A 22,907-nucleotide genomic window follows, 5' to 3' on the forward strand; every position below is an offset into this window, starting at 1 on the left:
CATGTCTAGAAAAAACAAAAGAAAAAACAGACAGAACCAGGGCAACTCCGCCACCCGGTCCAACTCCAGTCCGGCCAGCCAGGCGCGCTCCCAGGCGAACTCACCGCCCGGAGGCGGCTCTGCCGAGCGCCCCAGCCCGACGCTTCCCATCGATTTTGTCTTGAAAGTGAAGATGCTGAGCGACTGGCACGTCGGGGCGGGATACGGTCGTCCCGGCGACATCGACCGGCTCGTGCGCCGCGACCACGAAGACCTGCCGTTTCTTCCCGCCAAGACCCTCACCGGTATCTGGCGCGATGGCTGCGAATTGGTGGCCTGTGGTCTCGACGACGGCAACAAGAACGGCCCCTGGAGCCGGTGGGTCGAATACCTCTTCGGCGACCAGCCTGCCCTGGCAGAGCAAGCGTCGGGTCTGGCCCCGGTGGGCGCGGCCCTCTCGGTCAGACCCGCCCGCCTCGATCCTGCCCTGCGCCGCGTCCTGACGGAGCGGCGGGCTTTGCTGGAAGGGCTCACCTTCGTCAAACCCGGCGTGGCGATCGACGCTGCCACGGGAACAGCAAAGGACGACTTTCTGCGCTTTGAAGAAATGGTGCGCCAGGGCGCGGTGCTCCAGGCCGAGTGCAGTCTGAACGCCATCGCCTCGAAGAAGGGCCGAGAAGTAGCACTGGCTTTGCTTGCCGCCGGGGCGAAGATGGTCGAGCGCCTGGGGGGCAAGCGGCGGCGCGGCAACGGACGCTGCGAATTTACCTTGCATCACCCCGAGACCGAAGGCTGGCTCGCGGTCCTCGAAAGCACCGAAGATCCCGGCCCACCGCCCGAACCGATGCCCTGGCCTCCTGCAGACGGGACAGCGGCGGACGAGCCAACCTCCGGGGGGAGCTGGCAGCGGCTGGTACTCAACATCGAAGCCCGCACCCCCCTCGTCATCGCCGCCCGCACCGTGGGTAACGTCGTCGAGACCCTGGACTACATCCCCGGAACACTCCTGCTGCCCATCGTCAGCCGCCGCCTGCAGCAACTGGGGGTGCCCCTGGGGGCGGCTATCGTCCGGGGCGACCTGGTCGTCACCCCCGCGACGCTGGCGGTAAACAAAGAACGGGGCCAGCCCGTGCCGAACGCGCTGTTCGAGCGCAAGGGCAGCAAGGGCTTCGAGCAGGAAGGCAACCTGTTCAATCGCTTTGAAGAGAACATCGGAGGCCAGCTCAAAGGTTGTCGAGCAGGCTATCTTGGCAGGACCGACGCGGCCCACCTGCCCGTTCTCGGCAAGATTTCCCTGCGCCTGCAGACCCATAACACCGTCGCAGACGACAGGCAGCGCCCCGATGAATCCGTAGGCGGCGTCTACAGTTACGAGGCCATCCCCGCCGGAACCAGATTCCTGGCCGAGTTGCGTTTGCGCACTGAACTGGCAGAGCGGCTGAAAGCGAAGCAGGCCAACTGGAGCACTCTCCTCGGGGGCACCGAGCGCGTTGGCCAGGCCAAAAAAGACGACTACGGCCAGATCCAGATCTCCTGTGCAGGTAAATTCACCCCGTTCCCAGCAAGAAGCGAACAACCCTCACAGGCCCCATCCACCCTGACGGTCTGGCTGCTCTCGGACCTGCTGTTGCGCGACGAACGCCTGCGGCCCTCCACCACAGTCGAGACCCTGCGCTCTGCCCTGGAAGCGGAACTGGGGGTGAAGCTGCTGGTAGAGGGCGAGAGCGCCTTTACCCGCCAGCGCCGCACCGAGTCCTGGCACACGCGCTGGAATTTGCCCCGCCCCTCCCTCGCCGGATTGCAGGCAGGAAGCTGTGTCCGCTTCAGCATAAAAGACGGCCAGATCCGACTTGAAGATCTCACCCGCCTCGAAGCCGGTGGCCTGGGCGAGCGCCGGGCCGAGGGCTACGGCCAACTGAGCTTCGACGACCCGCTGTTGAGTACGAAGCTCTCGGAACTGACAGCGCTTCAGGAACAAGCCTCCGAGTCCCCTAAAAACAAGCTGGCGCTTATCAACGCCCAGAACCATGACCTCTACGCCTACGCCCGGCAGATCGAGCAGGAGGTGTGGCGGGCGAACCTGCGCCGGGTGGTGCTGGCGGTTGCCGCCTCGCCCGAGAAGCGCAAAGACTTGCTTGGCTTTAGTCTCGAAGACCAGGGAGGTAAGCCCCCCTCAAGCCAGTTGGGGGCATTGCGCTCGGTCCTGGTCGCCTGCGCCCGCAACAACCTTGAGCTTTTCAATCAGTGGCGCTCACGGCTCGAAAACAGCAGCAACCACCGGGAGCGTTGGCCTGAGTGCAGCCTCGAACGACTGAGCGAACTGGTGAACGATCCTGCTCGCATCTGGCAGGTGCTGAGCGGCCCTGAGTCAGAAGGGCGGTTGTCCCTGGAAGAGCTTGTCTGCACGAGCGACGGGCTGAACCGGCTCAAGAATGAACTGCGCTTCGAGGCGGTGCGGATGCTCGTGGACGCCTGTATCCGTGCCCACCGGCGCGAAGTCGAACAGCAGGAGGAGACACCCCATGGCTCGTAAAGTCAAAACTCGCGTGCGCCTCGAAGGCGAATTGGTCGCCCGCACTGCGCTGCACGTAGGCGGCATGGGCGGCGATGCCGACGTGGATCTGGCCCTTGCCGTCAACGGCAACGGTACACACTACATCCCCGGCACGAGCCTCGCCGGAGTCCTCAGAAGCTGGTTCGAGCACTTCGACGGCGGCACTGACCACTTCTGGGGGCCGCGCACGAGCCGGGAGCGCCCTGAAGAGGGACACGCGAGTCTCGTCATCGTCGAGGACGCCCCAATCAACGGGCGGGTCGAAACTGAAATCCGCAACGGCGTCGGCATCGACCGGCAAACAGGCACAGCAGCCACCGGCATCAAGTACGACCGGGGCGTGCTGCCTCGCGGTACGCGCATTCCGCTCAGGGTGACGATCGACTTTACCGACGAAGCCACCTGGGAAGCCGCCTCCGATTCCTGGTTCGCCCTGCTCGAAGCCCTCAAGCGCGGGCAGGTACGGTTCGGAGCGGGCAAGACCCGTGGTCTCGGACGGGTGCAACTCGATGCGCCGAGCGTGAAAGTCCAGCAACTTTCTACCCGCGCGGGGATGCTCGCCGCCCTCAAAGACGGAGGTGAAAGCGTCAGCTTCGAAACCCTGCCTGCCCCGGCAAAGCATAGCACCCGTCCCTGGCTGACTTTCACGGTCCACTGGCGTCCTCTCGGCCCCCTGATGGTCAAGTCGGGCGTCGATGGTCTGGCGGTCGATATGTTGCCGCTGGTCAGTGCCGTGGGGCTGGATGCGGTGCGCTTCTGCCTACCGGGCAGCGCCATCAAAGGGACTCTGCGCTCCTGGTGCGAACGTCTCGTCTGCACGCTCCTCGACCGGCCCGAGGTGCAGGAGCGCAATTCGGGAAGCCGTTTCCTGGCCCAGGTCGAGCAGCCCCTGGTAAAACACCTTTTCGGCAGTGCAAACACATACCGCGCCGCCGGTGTCCTGAGCGTGGACGACTGTTACGCGATTAACCAGATCGCCGCCGACCAGTGGAACGCCATCGAAACGGCCACCAGCGACGGCAGTCTGCAAAGCGCCCTTCGCACCAGTGGCCTGGACGGTAGGCTACAGCAGAGCTACCACGTCGCCATCGATCGCTGGACCGGCGGGGCCGCCGACAGCATGCTCTTCACAGTCCTGGAGCCCCACGCCCTCACCTGGGAACCGCTGCGCTTCGACCTCGACCTCGACTCGAAGCGCCTGGACGGATCACTCCAGTTCCCGATCCTCGCCCTGCTGCTGTTGATGCTGCGCGATCTGGGCAAGAACCGTATCCCCCTCGGGTTTGCCGCCCTGCGGGGTATGGGAGCGGTGGCCGTGGAGCGGGTCGAGATCGAGGGTAGCGGTCTACCGACCGAACTCTCCGGGTTGCAGGAAGCGACTCTGGTTGTTGGGGACTTCGCAGCGCTCGACTATAAGCTCCTCACCACCCTGCAGACCGCCTGGAAAAACTGGATAGACCAGCAGAGCGAGGAAGCACCATGAGCGAACGAGTATTACACGGACGCACGAGCAACAATCTATCCCTGGCCGAGGCTCTGACCAACTGCGCCGCGCCTCTCACCGGGGCGATCGCCCTGCTCTACAGCTCCAACGCTTGCACCTTTGCCCGCTTTGAGGATGGCCTCCTCATCGACGCTGGGGGCGACATCGACCTGACACCGGTCTTCGAGGCGCGGGTCTTTAACGAAGCGTGCGAACTGCGCTGGCTCAACACCCACGACGGTCAGGGCCGGGCGGTGCTGCTCTCGGAGACGCAGCAGAACGGCCTGGAAGAAGACATCATGCCTCTTCACTTCCTGGAAGCCCTGCCCGGAACCTATCTGCTCTGGGGCGAGCAGATCGATTCGGACTTAGCCACTGGTTGGAGCCGGGTGGGCCGATCGCGCATGGGAGCGATCGCTATCCCCCTCGCCCCACTGCCGAAAGGAGCCTGCGTCTACCTCCAGGTGCGCGAGTACCTGGGTGAAATCGGCGATCACGGCAACGTCGCTGTTGTCGAAGAATGTCTTACCGGTCTAAGCCTGAAACCTCCCGGAGCAACAGCATGACCCACTCCCGCTTCCACAACCCCTACAACTTCGTTCCCGCCCCACCGCGCCGATTGGGCGACCGGCACCTGGGCGATGCTATTCCTCCCAGCCACCATCGCCTCCACCCTGACCGCTACAGTGGGCGGATCGCTGTCACACTCACTACCGTCACCCCGTTGCTGCTCCTCGACACAGCCAGGGTGAGCGAGAATGACCAGACAAAGCACAAGACTTACCCTCTGCGCCTGGGAGCCGATGGCAGACCCTACCTGCCTCCCACCAGCCTCAAAGGTATGCTGCGCTCGGCCTACGAAGCCGTCACCAACTCGCGCCTGTCGGTCTTCTTCGGTCATGACAAGCGTCTGGCCTATCGCATGCCTGCCCGCGACGGCCTCAGCCTGGTGCCAGTACGGATCGAGGGCAACCAGATCCAGATTCTTTTGGGCACCAATAACAACCTGCCTGCCCTGCACAACGGCCACTGGCAGATACCGAACAGCGTCATGTATGCTGCCTGGCTACCTCGTTACGACACAAGCACTGGCGAAGTTTCAGCGGCAACTGCAGTTGGCTTCGCAGGTATGCAACACGGTGATCTGGCTGGTGCATGGTTAGAAGAAATAGAGCGTCTCCCACGTTCGCCGAGACAAAGACCATTCAAATACTGGAGAGTACGCAAGCTCGTCAGAGCGGGTGAGAACCTGGGAAGAGCACCACAACCCAGTCGTCCGAGTCGCTATCACGTCCCAACAGGACGTCCCATGCGCGAGCAAAAAGGTTATGTCTGCCTCACTGGTGGCACCGGCAACCCGCCGAAGCACAACATCGACGGCAAACATGATGAGCGCCTGTTCTTCTCAACAGCCGACCCGTTGCCCGTTGCCCCTCTCACCGCCGATTTGAAAACCCAGTGGCGCGAATTGATCCGCAACTACCAGAGCATCCACGCCGAGGAGCGCAGACAAAACCGTTCGGGTCCTCCCGCCCTCGCCCACTCCCACTGGTCGCGCCAGGTCGTAGGCGGTGAATCAGAAACCGAACTGAAAACCGGTACTCTCTGCTACGCCGCAGTCGATCGGGATCACGAGGGCCGGTACGGGGTATACGCCCTCTACCCGGTGATGATCTCGCGGGCGCTCTATGACGCGGCTCCCATCGACCTGCTCGACGCCTCACTACACCCGGCAACGGCCTTGCAGGAGCTTTCTCCCGCCGAGCGCGTCTTCGGCTGGGTGAACCAGGACGGAACAGGCAGCTACCGGGGCAACCTGCGCATCGGCCCAGTTACCTGCACTGCCGACGATGCCGCCGAGCGGTTCGCTATCCCAGGTGTCCCACTTGCGATCCTGGGGCAACCCAAGCCCCAGCAGATCCGCTTCTATGTAGCCGAGGACGTTGCAGGTCGAGCGCTACAGGCCAATACCCCCAAAGAAGACGGCTACATGCATCCATACGAGCGGATCAAACGCAGCCTGCGCGGGCGCAAGGTCTATCCCCACCATGCCAACCTGTCACAGAACTACTGGAATTCACCGACCCAGGATCGCACCCAGCGAGAACTCCAGGAATACCGACGACCCGAGAACGGGACCGAGCCCCGCGACGATCAGAACCGCTCGATCCTGGGCTGGGTGAAACCTGAACGGCAGTTCCGTTTCGACATCGACATCACCAACCTCTCGGAGGTCGAACTCGGTGCCCTGCTGTGGCTGCTGGATCTGCCCGAGCGTCACTACCACCGCCTGGGCGGCGGCAAGCCTCTGGGCTTTGGCAGTGTGCGCCTGTCGATCGACTGGAGCGGTACTGACCTGCGCACCGGCACCGGCTGGAGCGAGTACTACGCCGACCTGCTGGCCCAGACAACCAGTAGCCTTGCTGCCACGACCGGCCCAGTCGCGGCCTTCAAAAAAGCTGTCGCCAGCACCTACGGCAACAGCCAGCCTTTCGAGCGGGTGCGCTTCATCGCCGCCTTCTTGCGCTCTGCCCAGGGCTATGGTGACGGGCTACCCATCTACTATCCACGGATCACCCCTCACGCCAATCCTGCAGGGGAATCCTACCGCTGGTTCACAGCCAATGAAGATCCAAAACGCCGCAAATCGCTCCCGGATCTGGCCGATGGCCCTCACGGACTCAACCTGCCATAGCCACAGGCTGCACCAGCCCAGCAGTCTGTAGCTATGCGCCCTTAGGGAAATGGAAGGTCATCTCTGCCCACTAACTCTCGCGAAAACAATACCGTCGAAACAGGAATATCAGCAATGAAAGACACGCTTATCTGCACCGTCGGCACCAGCCTCCTGGGCAATTTGAAAAGAGCTGCAGATCAAAAACTTCAGAACGCCTACACATCTGAGAATTGGCCTGAGGTACTTTCTCTGCTAAAAAAGTTATCGGTAGATGCCAAAATCTGCGGTGCTGAGATCAACTCGACTGCAGCAATCGTCTCCAGGAACTATCTCGACCATTGTCAGCGGCTTATCTTGCTCTACTCAGATACGCCAGATGGTGAAAACGTCGGCAAACTCCTGCAGAGCTACTTCGACAGCAGTAAGGAGCTTGCATTCAAAGAAGTCTCAGCAAGACCTCTCAAAGGATTAACAGATAGAGACGTGCGCTCCTTTCAGAACAAGGGATTGCTCAGCCTGGTACAGGAGATCAGCGAACTTGTACGGAAATACGGCTTGGAATCGGTTCTCATCAATGCGACCGGTGGTTACAAAGCACAGATCTCCTTTGCTGGGATGATCGGCCAGGCGTTTGATATTCCTGTCTTTTATTTGTTCGAGAACTTCTCCGAGATCATCGAGTTGCCGCCGCAGCCTATTGCTCTTGATTTGAGCCTGTGGCTGGAGAACTACGCTGCCTTCGAGCAAATCGAGGAAGCGGAGGGGGAATTGACGTTCCTGGAGGATCTGCCGCTTGATATTCAGCAACAGGTGCCTGCATTGATGTTCAATCTGACCCCTGAGGGTGGCAAGCATTTCATTGAACTCACCGCCATGGGCTACCTGTTTCATGAGCGTTGCCGCCTTCAGTTTCAGCGCCAGGAGACCACACTACTGAACCGGATACCACAGACGGACCTTCTGCCGGAAAGGAAAAGAATTGATCTGAGAGACGATCACGGGAATGATTTACTGATGAAAATCTCGAAGAAACTCTGTCAGTCGCCCTACGTCATCGAGGTTGTCAACTCGCTTCCCTGGAATCCAAAAGCAACAAAACCAATCCGCCGCACTACGCATAATGGCCTGATTGACTTCGTGATGGTTCACACCGACCGTGGCCTGGGAGTATGCCTCCGCACCACCGGCAGAACACGGGTAGAGACAAATACGATCGCCGCCCATCTGGCAGATCGCTACGGTTAGCCCTGGAGCGGTTCTCGGTTCACTGCTGCACAGCAATCGTTGCTACTTCTTTTGTCTGTCGGGGCGGGTTGCGTTTGTCTTCCGCTGCGCCTCCCAGACTCTCCGAACGTTAGTATGAACGAGGTCTGGAGGGTGAAGTTTCTGTAGACCCCGACCAGCCAAAGCTGTGTCGAATCGCAGGAGCGGGCGGGTCATGGCAGAGACAGACGAGGACTTAAAAGGGCTGGGAGGCCGGGGCGAAGGCTACAGTGCTGTAGTCGCGCAGTTGTTGAGGTTGGAGACACCTGAAGCGATGGAGGGTCTTCCCGACGGCGATTACCGCGCCCTGGGACTGGGAGAAGCGCACGTGGACGAGTTGCGGGCGTTTGCCAGGGAATATGCTCCTTTGCGCCTCGATAGCAAAAACTGGAATTCGCCCGAATATTGGGCTGCAGCCCATGCCTGGCGGGCGCTTACCCAGATCGACATCGAGGCGGCGGTGGAGACGATGCTCGACCTGCTGCCCCGGCTCGCGGACGACGAATGGTTGCACTCCGATTTTCTTGAGGTGGCGCAGCGGATCGGACCTGCGCAGCTGCCCCGGCTGCGGGCTTTTCTCGAAGAGGAGGCCAACGCTCCAGCCTCAGACGCGGTGACGACCGCTCAGACGCTGATTGCCGAGCAACATCCCGAGGCTCGCGACGAAGTCGTTGCGGCACTGGTGCAGATATTGGAGCGGGCCAAGACCAACAGCGAATGGCTCAATGCCGTCCTCATCGATGGGCTGATAAGACTCAAGGCGGTCGAGGCGGCGGATGTGATCGAACGCGCCTATGCTGCCGATGCCGTAGACCCGATATTTGTGGGCGACTGGGAGGATGTCCAGGTAGAACTCGGGCTCAAAGACCGACCACCATCTGGCCAGTCATCGCCCTTGTTGCCGCGTGTGTCGAATCGGAGTCACCTGGAGCCGTCTGGCACGAGCAAGAAGTCTGTCTCGGCCTCGCGGCGGCAGATGCAAAAGCAGTCGCGCAAGCAAAACCGCAAGTCCAAACGCAAGTAGCATCAGCCGTTGAGAAGCGTCCAATGCACGGCGAGCACGAGCGCGTATCCATCCCCTCGCGGGGATTAGATCCACTCGAACTTCACATCCAGCAGCACCACCCGGCCCTGCTGGGCTACGACCGTGCAGCACACAACCGGGCGTATCCGTCCCCTCGCGGGGATTAGGTCCACTCGAACGAAAGACAATGACCAACTCCAGCAGCAAGTTATCGAAGTTTCCGTCCCCTCGCGGGGATGTAGGTCCACTCAAACCGCAATGGCTGAACGACTGTTGCACAAACAGCTGGTCGAGGCTGCGCGCGGTGTTTCCGTCCCCTCGCGGGGATTAGGTCCACTCAAACTTTGGCATTCAATATAATTTTCGCTATTCTGAATGGCGAGTTTCCGTCCCCTCGCGGGGATTAGGTCCACTCAAACTTCTTCGTGCTGAAAAGGAGTGCTTGTCTGATGATCTGGCGAGTTTCCGTCCCCTCGCGGGGATTAGGTCCACTCAAACATGGTGAATGCGCCATTGTCCGACGCTGAAGCGTTGATGTGTTTCCGTCCCCTCGCGGGGATTAGGTCCACTCGAACGCGGTGAAGTTGTTCGAATCCGGCAACGCCTGCCAGGTTTCCGTCCCCTCGCGGGGATTAGGTCCACTCGAACGAGGGTCGCCTCCGGGCCTTTCTGGAAGAATGGGACATCAAGTTTCCGTCCCCTCGCGGGGATTAGGTCCACTCGAACACCCACAACGGCGATCAGTTGCCCGTGCGCTACCTGGGCGGCAAACGTTTCCGTCCCCTCGCGGGGATTAGGTCCACTCGAACCCTATCGTCTTAACATGGGCTCAGTATAAAGGTTTCAAGGTTCGATTGCGCGAGGCCGCGTTACACGGCTTTACGAAGCGTAACATCTGCCTTTTGCGGGGACTGTAGCAGTGGTATCTGCAACACGATTACGATAGGTGTTTTTGAGCTATCTGTCAAGCAAAAACCTTTCGAGGCTTGGTTCCAGGTTATTGCAGCTCGGAAATATTGGTGGGATCTTGACTGACAGATTTGAACTGGTTCAGGCGTTTACATAAGTTTAAGATGCTGGAGTGCTTGTCCGGTGCGGCTTTGGTCTGCTTGCTGGCCTCGTCTCGGGTAGTTTTTGCGTTAAGTCTTGTAAACGAGATGCCGAAGTGTAGGGAGAGGCCAACTACAAACTCCTTTCACCGCTGCGCATACCCGTGGGTCGCCAGGCTGGCTACATCTTTTGTCGGCTCGATTGCATACTGTTCAAAGTGTGCGCCTTTGCTATGTTCTGTGTCTGAACAACTGGGGAGGAACGATGCTGAGCCGTCCGTTGGTCTATTTGCTGGCAGGTCTGGCCTGGGCGCTCTCGCTGGTGGGTCCGGTCCGGGCTGAGCCCAAATTTGCCTTCGAGAATACGCCCGGCCAACTGCCCAAAGAGGTCGTGCCCCAGAGTTATGCGATCGCAATTACCCCCGATCCCAAGAGCCTGACTTTTAGAGGCTCTGAGACGATCACCGTCAAGGTGCGCAAGGCCACCCGCACAATCACCCTCAACGCCCTTAATCTGCAGATCACAAACGTCCGGCTCGACGATCAGACCGACGGCACGATCTCGATCGACCCTGACAGGCAGACGGCGAGCTTCGATTTTCCTCAAGACATCCCAGCCGGGATTCACAAGCTTGCCCTCGATTTTGCGGGCAGGGCGAACCTGCAGGCCGAAGGGCTCTACTACGTGCGCTACCAGACAAATGAAGGCGGCAAGGTGATGTTCGGCACCCAGATGGAGCCCACCGACGCCCGGCGAATGTTTCCGCTCTGGGATGAGCCGGTCTTTCGCGCCAGTTTTCAGCTGAGCGTCACCCTGCCCCAGAGCATGAGCGCCGTCTCCAACATGCCCGTCGAGCGCGAGGAGCCTTTAGGCAGCGGCCTCAAGACCGTGCGCTTCGCTCCTACCCCGCCGATGGCGAGCTATCTGGTGGTGCTCTGTGCCGGAGAATTTGAATCGCTCAAGGACACGGTAGACGGCATCGATATTTCTGTGGTGACTACAAAGGGCAAAAAGGAGACGGGCCGCTACGCCCTGGAGGTGCTCAAGCAGATTCTGCCCTACTACAACGATTATTTTGGGGTGAAGTACCCCCTGCCCAAGCTCGACATGATCGCCGTGCCGGGGGGCTTCAGCGGGGCGATGGAAAACTGGGGCGGCATCACCTACAACGAGGCGATCCTGCTCTTTGACCCGGCCCACTCCACCCAGCAGACCAGAGAAGCGATCTACGGGGTGGTCGCCCACGAGGTCGCCCACCAGTGGTTCGGCGATCTGGTGACGATGGCCTGGTGGGACAATCTCTGGCTCAACGAGGGCTTCGCCTCCTGGATGTCGGCCAAGGCCACCGACCACTTCAACCCGGACTGGCAGATCTGGCTGCGGTCGAGCGGCTCCAAAAATACGGCGATGCTCTTCGATGCCCGCCGCACCACCCACCCGATCCAGCAGCCGGTTACCAACCCCGCCGAGGCGGCGAGCGCCTTCGACGAGATCACCTATCAAAAGGGCCAGGCGGTGCTGCGCATGTTCGAGAGCTACCTGGGCGAAGACAGGTTTCGGGCCGGGATTCGCGCCTACATGGCCGCCCACCAGTTCGCCAACACGACGACCGCCGATCTGTGGGAAGCGCTCGGCCAGGCGAGCGGCCAGCCGGTAAGTTCGATCGCTGCCGGTTGGACCGAGCAACCGGGTTTTCCGCTGCTTTCCGTCGAAGGCAACTGCCACGCCAGCCGCTACAACCTGACCCTCAACCAGAGCCGCTTCACGATCAACGATCCGAAGGCCCAGCCCCTGCTCTGGCAGATCCCGATCACCTACGGTCAGGGTTTGCCCGCCGACAACCAGAATTATCTACTGGCGGCCAAAACCGGGGCGCTGATGAGCGCGAGTTGCCGACTGCCGCTCAAGTTCAACCTGGGCGACACGGGCTACTACCGCGTCCGCTACGCACCGACCCTGTTCAAAGCTCTCAAGCAGCGCTTTACCCAGTTACCGGCGGCGGACCGGGTGAATTTGCTCAGCGACAGTTGGGCCGCCGTGCAGGCCAACCAGGCGCGGGCGAGCGATTATCTGGCGCTTGTGAACGTGGCGAAGGGCGACAGCGAACTGGCGGTCTGGCAGCAGATCCTGGGCAGCCTGAACGAGATCGATCGGCTGGAGATCGGGCGGCCCGGTCGCATTCCGTTTCAAGGCTACGCCCGCACGCTGCTGGAACCGGTCTACCGACGGGTAGGCTGGGACGCTGCGCCGGGTGAAGCTGGGACGACGAGCCTGCTACGCACCAGCGTGCTCACTGCCCTGGGCCGCTTCAAGGACGAATCGGTGATCCGCGAGGCCCAGCGCCGCTTCCAGGTCTTTTTGAAGGCTCCTGACAGCCTGCCTCCCAACCTGCGCCCGGCGGTCTTTAACACGGTGGGCCGCTACGCGGATAGCGGGACTTACGAGGCGCTGTTGACCCTGGGCCGCAAGACCACCAGCACCGAAGAAAAGCGCCTCTACTACGGAGCCCTGGCCGGAGCCCTCGATCCGAAACTGGCCCAGCGCACCCTCGCCCTCGCCCTCAGCGACGAACTGGAGCCGAACCTGGCGACAAATCTGGTGCAGACGGTGGCAGAGCGGGGCGAGCAGCCGGAACTGGCCTGGGAGTTTGCCCAAAAGCACTACCAGCCGCTTCTTGAAAAACTTGCCTTCTTCCGCCGCTACCGCTATCTGCCGAATCTGGTCGCCAACTTCAGCGACGCAGAGTTTGCCCAGCAACTCGAAGATTTTGCCCGCGCCCACCTGCCCGCCGATGCCCAGGCTGAGGTGCGCAAGGGCGTCGAATCCGTTCGCGCCAGTGCCAGCATCAAACAAAAGCAACTGACGAATATCGACCGCTACGCCTGCGATCAAAGCAAGACCCCTGGCCAGCGCACCCCCCAGGTCTGCGTCGGTGTAGAATAACCCGCAAAGTCTAACGGAGAACCTTCAGCGACATTCGCTCACGAGATTATCAAAAGCTTGGCGACATCGGGGCCAAAAAGCTTGAAATGTCTATCGTTAAGCGTAACTATTCGATCCACCTGAACCTTGATGCCAGCTTGAGCGATGGCCAGATCGTAGATTGTACCGCCGCTAATGCTGTACTTTTCTGTACGCCTGAATATTGCCCGCATATCTTCAACGTGACGTACTCCCGACGCTCATCCTACGGATAGAGCGCGGGCTTCTCCAGCCTTTCGGCTTTCACGTTTTATAGTGAGGCGAACGCCCAACCCCACTTTCTTGATCAGCATTCCAGAGTTTACGTCGCGCGACAGCTCCACCCCACAATGGGGGCAACTGTGCCAGCGATCCGACAACTGTTTTGGAACACGCTTCAAGCACTTTGCACAATGTTGAGATGTTCCCGCCGGATTGACTTTGATGACTTGCTTACCAGCTTTTTCAGCTTTGTAAGGCAAAATTTCATTCAAGAATCTAGCGACCCCAGCATCAGCAAAACTTTTGTTCAGTCCCGACTTCGCTGATTGACCATTCGCCAGGAATCTACCCTCTTCATCCTGCTTTGGTTTGCATCGGCACGACAGATTAGAAACTTTCAAATCTTCAACAAACAGTACATCAGCGCGGTCTAACAGTTCACCTGCTGTTTCAAAGTGCCACTGACGACGTGTACGGGCGATGGTTTGGTGAAGTCTGCCGATGCGTTGACCAAGCTTGCGACATGCTTTAGAACCCTTCTTGCGCAGGGCAAACTTGACTTGCAGTTTTGCCAACTTCTCTTCAGCTTTGCGCAGGAACTTGGGCGATTCGTTGGTAAAGCCGTCAGAACATGCCACAAAGTACTCCAGCCCCGCATCCACGCCCATGCTATTGGCTTCTGTTGGGACAATGTTGATAGATGGGGCGTCAGGCACAGAAACATCTTCTAAAACTAGCTGTACATACCAGCCATCGGGCTTTTTTGTCACTGATGCTGTTTTGATGAAAAAGCCATCTGGAATTGGACGGTGTTGAGTCAACTTGACTTTCCCTAACTTAGGCAGAGCAATACGGTTACCCATGAACGGTTGAGCACTGAGTTGCGGGAAAGTAAATGTGCGATAGCGACCCTTGCCTTTAAACCTTGGCTTACCACTCCTGTTTGCTTTGCTATCCCCTTTCAAGTACCGGGCAAAGGCGAGTTCGACACGTTTTACCATGTCTTGCAGTACATGGGCATGAATATCTTTGTACCATTCGCGTTCTTGCTTAAGAGGTACGAGAGAACGCTTCTGGCTGTAGTAGTTGGGCGGTTCTTTGAGTTTTGGTAAATGGCATAGGAGCGGACAAGCGTTGATTGAACAACGGTTCCTCTCGTACCAATCAAATCGTTCAGCGAGCAAATAGTTGTATTGATGGCGCAACATATCCAGCCACTTGTCCATGCGACAACGCTGTTCATAAGTTGGCAAGAGCTTGTACTGGTAAGCAAGTAGCATAATATGGACATTATATCACAAATGCAGTTGAGGATGCGATTCTTCCCGACGCTGAATCAAAGATTACAGCGCGGGGCTGCTCGCGTAAAAGCTCAAAGGTGAAGTGACCGGACAGACTGGTTACGGGCCTCCTCGATCGCCCGGATCTGTTCGACGTAGACCCGCTCGCTCGCCGGGCAGTCGGTGCCGAACCAGGCATCGAGGATTTCGCGCAACAGGTCCGGGGTGGTCGTGCGCAGCGAAAGGGCGAGCACATTGGCGTCGTTCCAGCGCCGCGCCCCGGCTGCTGTCTGGGCGTCACCGCAGAGAGCGGCGCGCACACCGGTCACCTTGTTGGCGGCGATACTCACCCCTGTTCCGGTATAGCAGCAGACGATGCCCAGGGCGCTCCTGCCGCTGCCCACCGCCTCGCCCACCGCCTCGCCCACCGCCGGCCAGGCGTCGCCCGTGCCCGCAAGCGGTCCAATCAAGAGCAACTCGTGGCCGCGCCCCTCCAGTTCCTGCACCAGGGCGTCGGTCAGATAGTTTTTTTCGTCGCTGCCGACTGCAATTTTCATCTTTTTCCCTCTCAAGCCGGGCCGCCGACTTCGATATTGCGCACCCGCACCGGCACGCAGGCGTGGCTCATCTGGGCCACCTGCATCGGTTCCCCTTTGCCGCAGATGTCGGTGCCCCACTGCTCGCATTCGGATTCCGGACCGATGGCATCGACGCTGTTCCAGAAGTCGGTGGTCATTGCGCTATAGGTCACGTCCTTGAGCATATGAACGATCTTGCCTTTTTCGATCTTCCAGAAGGCGTCGCCGCCGAACTGAAAGTTGCGCCGCTGCTGGTCGATCGAGTAGCTGCCGATGCCGTCGATGAGAATGCCTGCTTCGGTATCTGCGATCATCTGAGCGAGGGTAGCGGTGTGGCTGCCCTCCGCTGCTCCCGGTACAAGGCCCAGGTTCGGAATGCGCACCATCGGCACCGAAGCCCAGCTGTCGGCAAAGGCACAGCCGTTGCTCTGTGGGCGTCCGAGGCGGTGGGCCGTCTCGCGGTCGGTGAGATAGTCCACCAATAGACCGTCGCGGACCACCAGCCATTCCTGGGCCGGCACACCCTCGTCGTCCCAGCCGCAGGTGGCCCGTCCGCCCGGCTGGGTGCGGTCGGCCCGAAAGTTGACCCAGGGGGCGGCGTAGCGCAAGTGACCCAGTTTGTCGGTGGTGGCAAAGCTGGTCCCGGCAAAATTGGCCTCGTAGCCGTAGACGCGGTCCAGTTCGGTCGGATGACCCACCGATTCGTGAATCGTCAAAAACAGGTGGCTCGGTTTGAGGATCAAATGCGTGCGCCCTCCCTGGGAAGCTCTGGGGGCGCGTACCTTCTCGATCGCCTCGTTCGCCACCCGCTCGACCTGGGAAAACAGGTCCGCCGCATCGACGTGCTCGTAACCGATATTAAGGGGAGGCCGCTCGTAGGAGCGCTCCTGGGCGTCGCCCTCTGCGACCGCCGTGCAGCTGAAGCCCGGATAGCTGCGGTAGAGCGTCTGCTGGATGCGGGTGCCTTCGCTGTTGATAAAGAGCTTCTCCTCCCGGCCCAGGCGCAAAAACGACCGCGCCTTGCGGATGCCCTGGTGGGCGAAGCTGAGCAAACGTTCGTTAAGTTCTAAAAGCAACCGCGCTTTTTCTTCGACCGTCACTTCAAAAGGATCCTGGCGGATGGGCGTCGTGTAATGGCCCTGTTGGACGGGGGCCGTTACCAGTTGGGCCGGCTGCTTGAGCGTGGTGCGGCTCGCCTGGGCGGTAAGGACGGCCAGATCCACGACCCGCTTGACTTCTTCAGGGGTGCGGCGGTGGCTGGCGGCAAATCCCCAGGCTCCCCTCCAGAGCACCCGGACTCCAAAGCCGCTGCTGGTGCGATCGCTCAACTCCGCCAGCGAGCGATCGGAGGCGGTGAGCCGCTGGTTGCGGTAACTGGCAAAGCGCACGTCGCCGTACTCGCACCCGGCCTTATAAATCAGATCTACCGCCAGTTGGGCCAGATCGAGCTGGGTGAGGGGAGCTAGCTGGACCATCCTGCCTCCGCAAACGTGCTTTTGCCTATTATTTATTGTGCTGCACCCAACAGGATGGTCCGCCCGCGTGCGGGCAGCGCCGCTTCGTCCCGGTTTGCCGTTACAAAAATTGAAAATCTTTGGGCCAGGCTCTTGACAGACCCCGGAGCGGCCTCTAAGTTAAGAATTATTACTGCAGCTTAACTTTTCACTCAGGGCGGAGCGACTTTATGAAATCCGTAGAAGAGCGGTCCTTCGACATCGAGGAGCTGAAGCAGTACTTCTTCGCCGACCGCCAGCCGGTCGAGGAGTTCGACCTCGAAGCGATGCGCCGCCACTTCGACGCGTTGCTCCAGCGCGGCGCGGCGCGTTAAGTTTTGCAAGCGGCAGCAACGCTTTGTTAGACTTGGAGGCTGTTGCCGCTGTACGGATAGATCGTGTGATCGAGCGCTATACCCTGCCCGAGATGGGGGCCTTGTGGACCGAGGAGCAAAAATATCGCAACTGGTTAAAGGTTGAACTGGCAGCCTGCGAGGCGCTGGCCGAAAGAGGCGAGATCCCGCCGGATGCCTGGGAGGAGATTCGTAGCAAAGCGGGCTTCGATCTGGAGCACATCGCCCAGATCGAGGCAGAAGTGCATCACGATGTCATTGCCTTTTTGACCTCCCTGGGCGAGAAGGTGGGTCCAGCGAGCCGCTTTATCCACCTGGGCCTTACCAGTTCCGACGTCCTCGATACGGCTCTGGGCCTGCAGATGACCCAGGCTCTCGATCTGATTGCACTGCGGCTTGCGGATCTGGTTGCTGTTGTGCGGCAGCGGGCCGGTGAGCACCGCGACACGGTGATGATTGGCCGCACCCACGGCATCCACGCCGAACCCATCACCTTTGGTTTCAAGCTGGCAGGGTGGCTTGCGGAGCTGTTGCGCCACGCCGAGCGCCTGGATGCGTTGCGCCCCCGGATCGCAGTGGGCAAGCTCTCTGGGGCGGTGGGCACCTACGCCAACATCGATCCGGCTATCGAGGCGCGGGCCTGTCAGTTGCTGGGCCTCAGCCCGGACGCTGCCTCCACCCAGGTGATCAGCCGCGACCGGCACGCCGAATTCGTCCAGGCACTGGCGCTGCTGGCCGCATCGATCGAGCGCTTCGCCGTCGAGATCCGCAACCTCCAGCGCACCGACGTCCTCGAAGTTGAAGAATACTTTGCCAGAGGCCAGAAGGGCTCCTCGGCGATGCCCCACAAGCGCAACCCGATCACCGCCGAGCAACTGACGGGCCTGGCCCGCCTCATCCGCTCCAACGCCCTCGCCGCCCTCGAGAACATGCCCCTGTGGCACGAGCGCGACATCTCCCACTCCTCGGTCGAGCGGGTGATTCTGCCGGACAGCACCATCCTCGCCCATTACATGCTCGTCAAGTTTACGGCCCTGGTAGAGCGGCTGCAGGTCTACCCCGACAACATGCTCGCCAATCTCAACCGCTACGGCGGCGTCGTCTTCAGCCAGCGGGTACTGCTCGCTCTGGTGGGCAAGGGCCTCAGCCGCGAGCACGCCTATCGGATTGTGCAGTCGAACGCCCATCGCGCCTGGAACCAGATGGACGGCGACTTCCGAGCGCTGATCGCAGCCGATTCCGAAGTGGGCCAGTACCTGAGCGAAGCCGAGCTGGCCCAATGTTTCGAGCCTGCCCATCACCTCAAGCACCTGCCCGTTGTCTTCGAGCGGCTGTCGGTGTAGGGGTCGCCCTCCATACACCAGTCTCGATCGGTTAGCGTAGACAGGTGTTTGCGTAAAACAGCGGGGTCGCCGTGGCCAAGTTCGCAGCAGGGGCGATCTCGCCCTGGGGCGTATATTCTGTCTGGCGGCGTCATGCCGGGGTGTACCGGGTGACCTGGCTATCGAATTTGCTGCCGCCCATGACCGAGCCGATGCTATATCTTTTTGCCTTCGGAGCCGGTCTGGGGCCGATGATCGGCAGCTTCGTGTACCTCGAAAAAACGGTCACCTATCCCCAGTTTCTAGGACCGGGGATGATCGCCGTCGCTGTGCTTTTTCAGTCATTTTTTGAAGGAGCCTACAGCAGCTTTGTGCGCCTGAGCTTTCAAAAAACCTGGCAGGCGCTGCTTACAGCTCCTTTGAGCTTCACCGATGTCTTTTTAGGGGACTGGCTGTGGGCGGCGACCAAGGGCGTGATTGGCGGCCTGGTGACTGGCCTGGTGGTGATTGCCTTTGGCCTCTATCCGCCGTCTGCTCTGCTTTTCTCGCTGCCGATCCTGGTCCTCGCTGCGCTTTTATTTGGTGCCTGTGGTCTGGTGACGGCGGGCATCGTCAGGACCATCGATCAGGTCAATTTGCCCACCTTTTTGTTCATCCTGCCGATGTTTACCCTCTGCGGCACCTACTTTCCACGCACCAATCTGCCGCAGGCGGCCCGCTGGCTGGCGGAGGCGCTGCCCCTCTCGGCGATCGTCGATTTTTTGCGCTGGCCCATCGGCCTGCAGAACTACTGGCCCTGGCAGCTTGGCTGGCTTCTGGTACTGGGGGCGCTGGCCGTCAGCTGGGCCTGGCGGGCGATTTATCGCCGGATCTATCTGTGAACACAAAATACCCCCGGTAGCTTATCTGGCTACCGGGGGTGAGGGCGCTAAGGCTTTAGCGCCGGTGGGTTGGCCGGACGATTACCTCCGGCAGATCAAAGACGGGCGTTTGATCGACGCTGTAACGACTGGTGTTGAGCGGCAGCGACTGGACCTGCCGGGCAGCGAGAAGCCCGGTCAGCAGAAGGCCACCGGTAATCAGCAGGTGCAAAAGAAATTCGAGCCGAAAAGGACTCACACTCGGATAGCTGTTCATAAGACCCACGTCCCAAAGCGGTCCTCTATTACTAGGGATAAACTCTATCAAATTTATAAAGGTTGGCTCAATTTATCTAAAAAAGCGGGCTAAGTTTTTAGCCCGCCTCCGGCGCAAAAATTTTAGATCGCGCTCAAAACGGGATATCGTCGTCGGCCACAGCGACGGCGGGCCGGGCCGGAGCGTTGCCCGGACGGCGGGCAGCGGTGGGCCGAGAAGCAGAAGGGGCAGCGGTCTTTTGCGCGGGAGCAGGGACAGGGGCAGCAGTGGCAGGACGGGTGCTGGCGGGAGTGAGAGCGTGACAGCGCCGGGCAATCAGTTCGATTACCCGCTCCTTGGTGCCGTCGGGCCTGGGGCGCGCCTCAGACTGCAGCCGGCCCTCGACGATGAGAGCGTCGCCCTGGTGAAAGTTTGCACAGAATTCTTCGGCGGCGTTGCCGAAGAGAACGAGGCGCAGGGTGTAGTCGGCTTCGTCGGTTTTGAGCGCTGCGAAGCTCAACAAAGCGGAAGCCTGGGCGAGGCCGTCCTGGGTGTGGCGCAACTCTGGGGCGGAGTGCAGTTTGCCCTGTAGAGCAATGGTGTTCATCGCCTCTCCTGTTTAGGTTATGAAAAAGATTCGGAATCGCCGCTGCGGCGCTCGCGGCTGCCGAGCAGTTCGAGCTGATCGACTTTGATCACCGGACGCTCGCGGCGCTCCTGGGTGGTCTTGTCGGTCCAGCGGCTGAAGGTCAGAGCACCTGTGATCCCCAGAAGCGAACCCTTGCGGACGTACTCGCCCGCAATCTCGGCGGTCTTGCCCCAGATTTCGAGATCGAACCAGTCGGGTTGCTCGTCCGTTCCTTTGCGCCGCAGGCGATCGACCGCCAGGGTGAGCGTGCAGAGCACCGTGCCGGTCTCGAAGTAGCGGATCTCGGGGTCGCGGCCCGCCCGACCGACCAGATTGACCTGATTGAGTAGCGCCATGATCGTGTCTCTCGCTGGGACAAAAAGGAGCGTGAGCGCAAATGCTCACAACCCCTCTTTATCCTACACAATTCATGGCCGTCTGTCCATGTTTGCCGGGCCTGCCGTGGTCCGGAGGCGGACTACTTTGCCGTCGGCGTGTAGATCTGATCGAAGATGCCGCCGTCGTTGAAGTGGGTCTTCTGGGCCTTCTGCCAGCCGCCAAAGACTTTATCGACGGAGACGAGGCTGACTTTGCCGAACTGGTTTGCGTACTTTTTGGCCGCCGCCGCCGAACGGGGACGGTAGTAGTGCTTGCCGACCAGATCCTGGCCGACGGGGCTGTAGAGATATTCGAGGTAGGCTTTGGCGATCGCCGTGGTCTTGTGCTTTTCGGTGTTCTTGTCTACCCAGCTCACCGGTGGCTCGGCCAGCATACTGAGGGAGGGGGTGATGATCTCGAACTTGTCTTTGCCCAGTTCGTTGATCGACAGGTACGCCTCGTTCTCCCAGGCGAGCAGAACATCGCCCAGATTGCGCTGTACAAAGGTATTGGTCGCCCCCCGCGCCCCAGAATCGAGCACCGGAACGTTTTTGTAGAGGCGGGTCATGTAGTCTTTGACCTTGGCCTCGTCGCCGTTGTATTTTTTGAGCGCCCAGGCCCAGGCCGCCAGGTAATTCCAGCGCGCTCCGCCGGAGGTTTTGGGACTCGGGGTGATCACCGATACGTCGGGGCGGATCAGATCGTTCCAGTCGTAGATTTTTTTGGGGTTGCCCTTGCGCACCAGAAAGACGATCGTCGAGGTGTAGGGCGTGCTGTTGTCGGGCAGGCGCTTCTGCCAGGTGGTGGGCAACAACTTTGCCTTTTCGCTGATCGCGTCGATGTCGTAGGCGAGGGCGAGGGTGACCACGTCCGCTTCCAATCCATCGATGACCGAGCGGGCCTGCTTGCCCGAGCCGCCGTTGGACGTGTTGATCTTGATGGTCTGGCCCGTTTTTTTCTTCCAGTAATCGGCGAAGACCTTGTTGTAATCTTCGTACAGTTCGCGTGTCGGGTCGTAGGAGACGTTGAGCAAGCTTATCTCCTGGGCGCGAAGCGGTGCCCCCAGACCCAGGCCCGAGGCCAGGACGACAGCAGCGGCAACAGCGAAGCGGCGGCCAACGCGGCTACCGAGGAGGGAATGCAGCGATAGATTGGACTCGGACATGGATCGTTTCTCCAGGTTTCAAGGTCAAGGTTGACAGGTTTTGCAAAAAGCGGGACTGTAGAGACTTTGTGGACTTCTACGGTTCACCGTAGAATAAACCGTAGAAAGCGTACCACGCTACGGTCAAGATTTCAGCTATCGGCCTCGCATTCTGGCAGGACTGTATAGGCCATGCACAATTCAGGCGGCAGCCCCGCAGCGCTCGTTGGCGGGCACCGCTTCGAGAATCTTTTTGGGCCTGGGGAGGCTGAGGCTGTCCATCAGGGCGATAAATTCGGCGCGCTCGCGACCGTGGAAGCGGGGATTGCAGCTTTTTTCTTCGCCGATCGTCGAGACGGTCTGTCCCCGGTAGTCGTGGCCGGGGTAGACGAGCGTCGCATCGGGTAGAGCAAAAAGTCGCGAGGTCACCGAATCGAAGAGGGCACCGGCATCGCCCCCTTGAAAATCGGTGCGTCCACAACCGCGAATAAAAAGTGCATCGCCGGTCAAGACCCGATCGCCGTTGACCACAAAAGCAATGTGGCTGTCGGTGTGACCAGGAGTAGCAATCGCCCGGATCCTGACAGTACCTAACTGCAATACTTCGCCGTCGGCAACGAAGTGATCCGCGCACTGAGCGGGAGCGCGCTGGGGCACCCAGACGGCGCAACCGGTGGCAGCGCGCAGGCGGGCCGCTCCGGTAATGTGATCGGCGTGAATATGGGTCTCAAGGCAGGCGCGCAGCCGAAGCTCCAGTTCGGCGATAAGCCGCAGGTCGCGCTCGACCTGTTCGAGGACTGAATCGATGAGCACCGCCTCGCGGCTGGCCTCGTCGGCAATCAAGTAGGTGTAGGTGCTCGATTCGCTATCAAAAAGCTGTCTGAATAACATGGTTGATACTGACATAACTGCAGGGCTCTCGGGGCATTTTTATCACCCCTGATGTCAATAAATAGTATCCGTTCTAGCGATTGAAGACACGTTTTATGTCGTTTCCGCAGCCACTTTGTCAGGGTTTTCTGGAATTAAAATCTACAGTTAATCTCTCGGAATTATGCCTAAAAGCTGGCAGGAAATCGAGCAAATATTAGCGGGCAAGCACACAATAACATTCCCCGGTCAAAGCCGCAAATTCTCTGCTTTTGTGAAGCAGTTTATAAAACCGCGCAGAAAGCAGGATGCGCTACTCTTTCTGAGAGGATTTGCATGACCTATCTCGGAGTGCGGTCCGGATCGCCTCCGCCGATCGGACCTTGACAATCCAGATTTGCAGGGCTATCACGTCCGGTAAGTCTTGTTGCCAAATGGGCAGCACATTTAGCCGTCCTATCAGGTCAAACCGTCGCCTGCCTCGTGTTGGTAAGTTGGTAGGCGGTGGCACCAATTTAAGGGGAGAGATTCA

18 protein-coding genes and 1 CRISPR repeat array are annotated in these 22,907 nt (G+C 59.9%); of the genes, 10 read left to right on the forward strand and 8 right to left on the reverse strand.

Annotated elements, in window-relative coordinates; all coding sequences use genetic code 11:
• The first annotated feature begins 1 nt into the window (after position 1).
• The 7 genes from GKIL_RS11465 to GKIL_RS11495 all read left to right on the forward strand — a co-directional run bounded on the left by GKIL_RS11465 (position 2) and on the right by GKIL_RS11495 (position 12,973).
• Positions 2-2,512: an RAMP superfamily CRISPR-associated protein gene (locus GKIL_RS11465; protein ID WP_051382795.1), complete on the forward strand. Its 2,511-nt coding sequence runs from the start codon at positions 2-4 to the stop codon at positions 2,510-2,512.
• Positions 2,502-4,016 (forward strand): RAMP superfamily CRISPR-associated protein, encoded by a 1,515-nt coding sequence (locus GKIL_RS11470; protein WP_023173775.1) that lies wholly within the window; start codon positions 2,502-2,504, stop codon positions 4,014-4,016. The genes GKIL_RS11465 and GKIL_RS11470 overlap by 11 nt, the downstream gene beginning before the upstream one ends.
• Positions 4,013-4,582, forward strand: coding sequence for a type III-D CRISPR-associated protein Csx19 (csx19, locus tag GKIL_RS11475; RefSeq protein ID WP_023173777.1), 570 nt, complete (start codon positions 4,013-4,015; stop codon positions 4,580-4,582). The genes GKIL_RS11470 and csx19 overlap by 4 nt, the downstream gene beginning before the upstream one ends.
• Complete coding sequence (locus tag GKIL_RS11480; RefSeq protein WP_023173779.1) at positions 4,579-6,711, forward strand: TIGR03986 family type III CRISPR-associated RAMP protein; 2,133 nt, start codon at positions 4,579-4,581, stop codon at positions 6,709-6,711. Before csx19 ends, GKIL_RS11480 begins: the two co-directional genes overlap by 4 nt.
• 114 nt (positions 6,712-6,825) lie before the next feature.
• A complete protein-coding gene (locus GKIL_RS11485) occupies positions 6,826-7,938 on the forward strand; it encodes a putative CRISPR-associated protein (RefSeq protein ID WP_023173780.1) in 1,113 nt (370 codons plus the stop codon).
• Positions 7,939-8,131: 193 nt separating this feature from the next.
• A complete protein-coding gene (locus GKIL_RS22660) occupies positions 8,132-8,980 on the forward strand; it encodes a DUF1186 domain-containing protein (RefSeq protein ID WP_023173781.1) in 849 nt (282 codons plus the stop codon).
• 306 nt (positions 8,981-9,286) lie between these two features.
• A CRISPR array of direct repeats spans positions 9,287-9,789; the repeat unit is 37 nt; unit sequence GTTTCCGTCCCCTCGCGGGGATTAGGTCCACTCGAAC.
• Between the two features lie 505 nt (positions 9,790-10,294).
• Positions 10,295-12,973 (forward strand): M1 family metallopeptidase, encoded by a 2,679-nt coding sequence (locus GKIL_RS11495; RefSeq protein ID WP_023173783.1) that lies wholly within the window; start codon positions 10,295-10,297, stop codon positions 12,971-12,973.
• Between the two features lie 239 nt (positions 12,974-13,212).
• Here GKIL_RS11495 and GKIL_RS23610 read toward each other — a convergent pair whose 3' ends face one another.
• The 3 genes from GKIL_RS23610 to GKIL_RS11520 all read right to left on the reverse strand — a co-directional run bounded on the left by GKIL_RS23610 (position 13,213) and on the right by GKIL_RS11520 (position 16,546).
• A complete protein-coding gene (locus GKIL_RS23610; protein ID WP_023173785.1) occupies positions 13,213-14,493 on the reverse strand; it encodes an RNA-guided endonuclease InsQ/TnpB family protein in 1,281 nt (426 codons plus the stop codon).
• Between the two features lie 92 nt (positions 14,494-14,585).
• Positions 14,586-15,050, reverse strand: a complete 465-nt coding sequence (locus tag GKIL_RS11515) for an RpiB/LacA/LacB family sugar-phosphate isomerase (RefSeq protein ID WP_023173786.1) — start codon at positions 15,048-15,050, stop codon at positions 14,586-14,588.
• Positions 15,051-15,061: 11 nt separating this feature from the next.
• Entirely contained in the window at positions 15,062-16,546 is a 1,485-nt protein-coding gene (locus GKIL_RS11520; RefSeq protein ID WP_023173787.1) for a TldD/PmbA family protein, read from the reverse strand.
• A 209-nt stretch (positions 16,547-16,755) separates the two neighbouring features.
• Between GKIL_RS11520 and GKIL_RS25285 the strand changes: the two genes are divergently transcribed.
• From GKIL_RS25285 to GKIL_RS11530, 3 genes are all read left to right on the forward strand, one after another.
• Positions 16,756-16,899, forward strand: coding sequence for a hypothetical protein (locus tag GKIL_RS25285; protein ID WP_023173788.1), 144 nt, complete (start codon positions 16,756-16,758; stop codon positions 16,897-16,899).
• Positions 16,900-16,964: 65 nt separating this feature from the next.
• Positions 16,965-18,260: an adenylosuccinate lyase gene (gene purB / locus GKIL_RS11525; protein ID WP_023173789.1), complete on the forward strand. Its 1,296-nt coding sequence runs from the start codon at positions 16,965-16,967 to the stop codon at positions 18,258-18,260.
• A gap of 71 nt (positions 18,261-18,331) precedes the next feature.
• Complete coding sequence (locus GKIL_RS11530; protein ID WP_051382797.1) at positions 18,332-19,120, forward strand: ABC transporter permease; 789 nt, start codon at positions 18,332-18,334, stop codon at positions 19,118-19,120.
• A 55-nt stretch (positions 19,121-19,175) separates the two neighbouring features.
• Here GKIL_RS11530 and GKIL_RS11535 read toward each other — a convergent pair whose 3' ends face one another.
• From GKIL_RS11535 to GKIL_RS11555, 5 genes are all read right to left on the reverse strand, one after another.
• Positions 19,176-19,376: a hypothetical protein gene (locus GKIL_RS11535; protein ID WP_023173791.1), complete on the reverse strand. Its 201-nt coding sequence runs from the start codon at positions 19,374-19,376 to the stop codon at positions 19,176-19,178.
• 133 nt (positions 19,377-19,509) lie between these two features.
• The gene (locus tag GKIL_RS11540; protein WP_023173792.1) at positions 19,510-19,962 is read right to left on the reverse strand and encodes a single-stranded DNA-binding protein; all 453 of its coding nucleotides are present in this window, start codon (positions 19,960-19,962) and stop codon (positions 19,510-19,512) included.
• Positions 19,963-19,979: 17 nt separating this feature from the next.
• Positions 19,980-20,339, reverse strand: a complete 360-nt coding sequence (locus tag GKIL_RS11545; protein WP_023173793.1) for a single-stranded DNA-binding protein — start codon at positions 20,337-20,339, stop codon at positions 19,980-19,982.
• Positions 20,340-20,461: 122 nt separating this feature from the next.
• A complete protein-coding gene (locus tag GKIL_RS11550; protein ID WP_023173794.1) occupies positions 20,462-21,526 on the reverse strand; it encodes a sulfate ABC transporter substrate-binding protein in 1,065 nt (354 codons plus the stop codon).
• A 180-nt stretch (positions 21,527-21,706) separates the two neighbouring features.
• Positions 21,707-22,396, reverse strand: a complete 690-nt coding sequence (locus tag GKIL_RS11555; RefSeq protein ID WP_041243910.1) for an MBL fold metallo-hydrolase — start codon at positions 22,394-22,396, stop codon at positions 21,707-21,709.
• Positions 22,397-22,907: the final 511 nt, after the last annotated feature.

The sequence above is a fragment of the Gloeobacter kilaueensis JS1 genome, from assembly GCF_000484535.1.
Lineage (GTDB): Bacteria > Cyanobacteriota > Cyanobacteriia > Gloeobacterales > Gloeobacteraceae > Gloeobacter > Gloeobacter kilaueensis.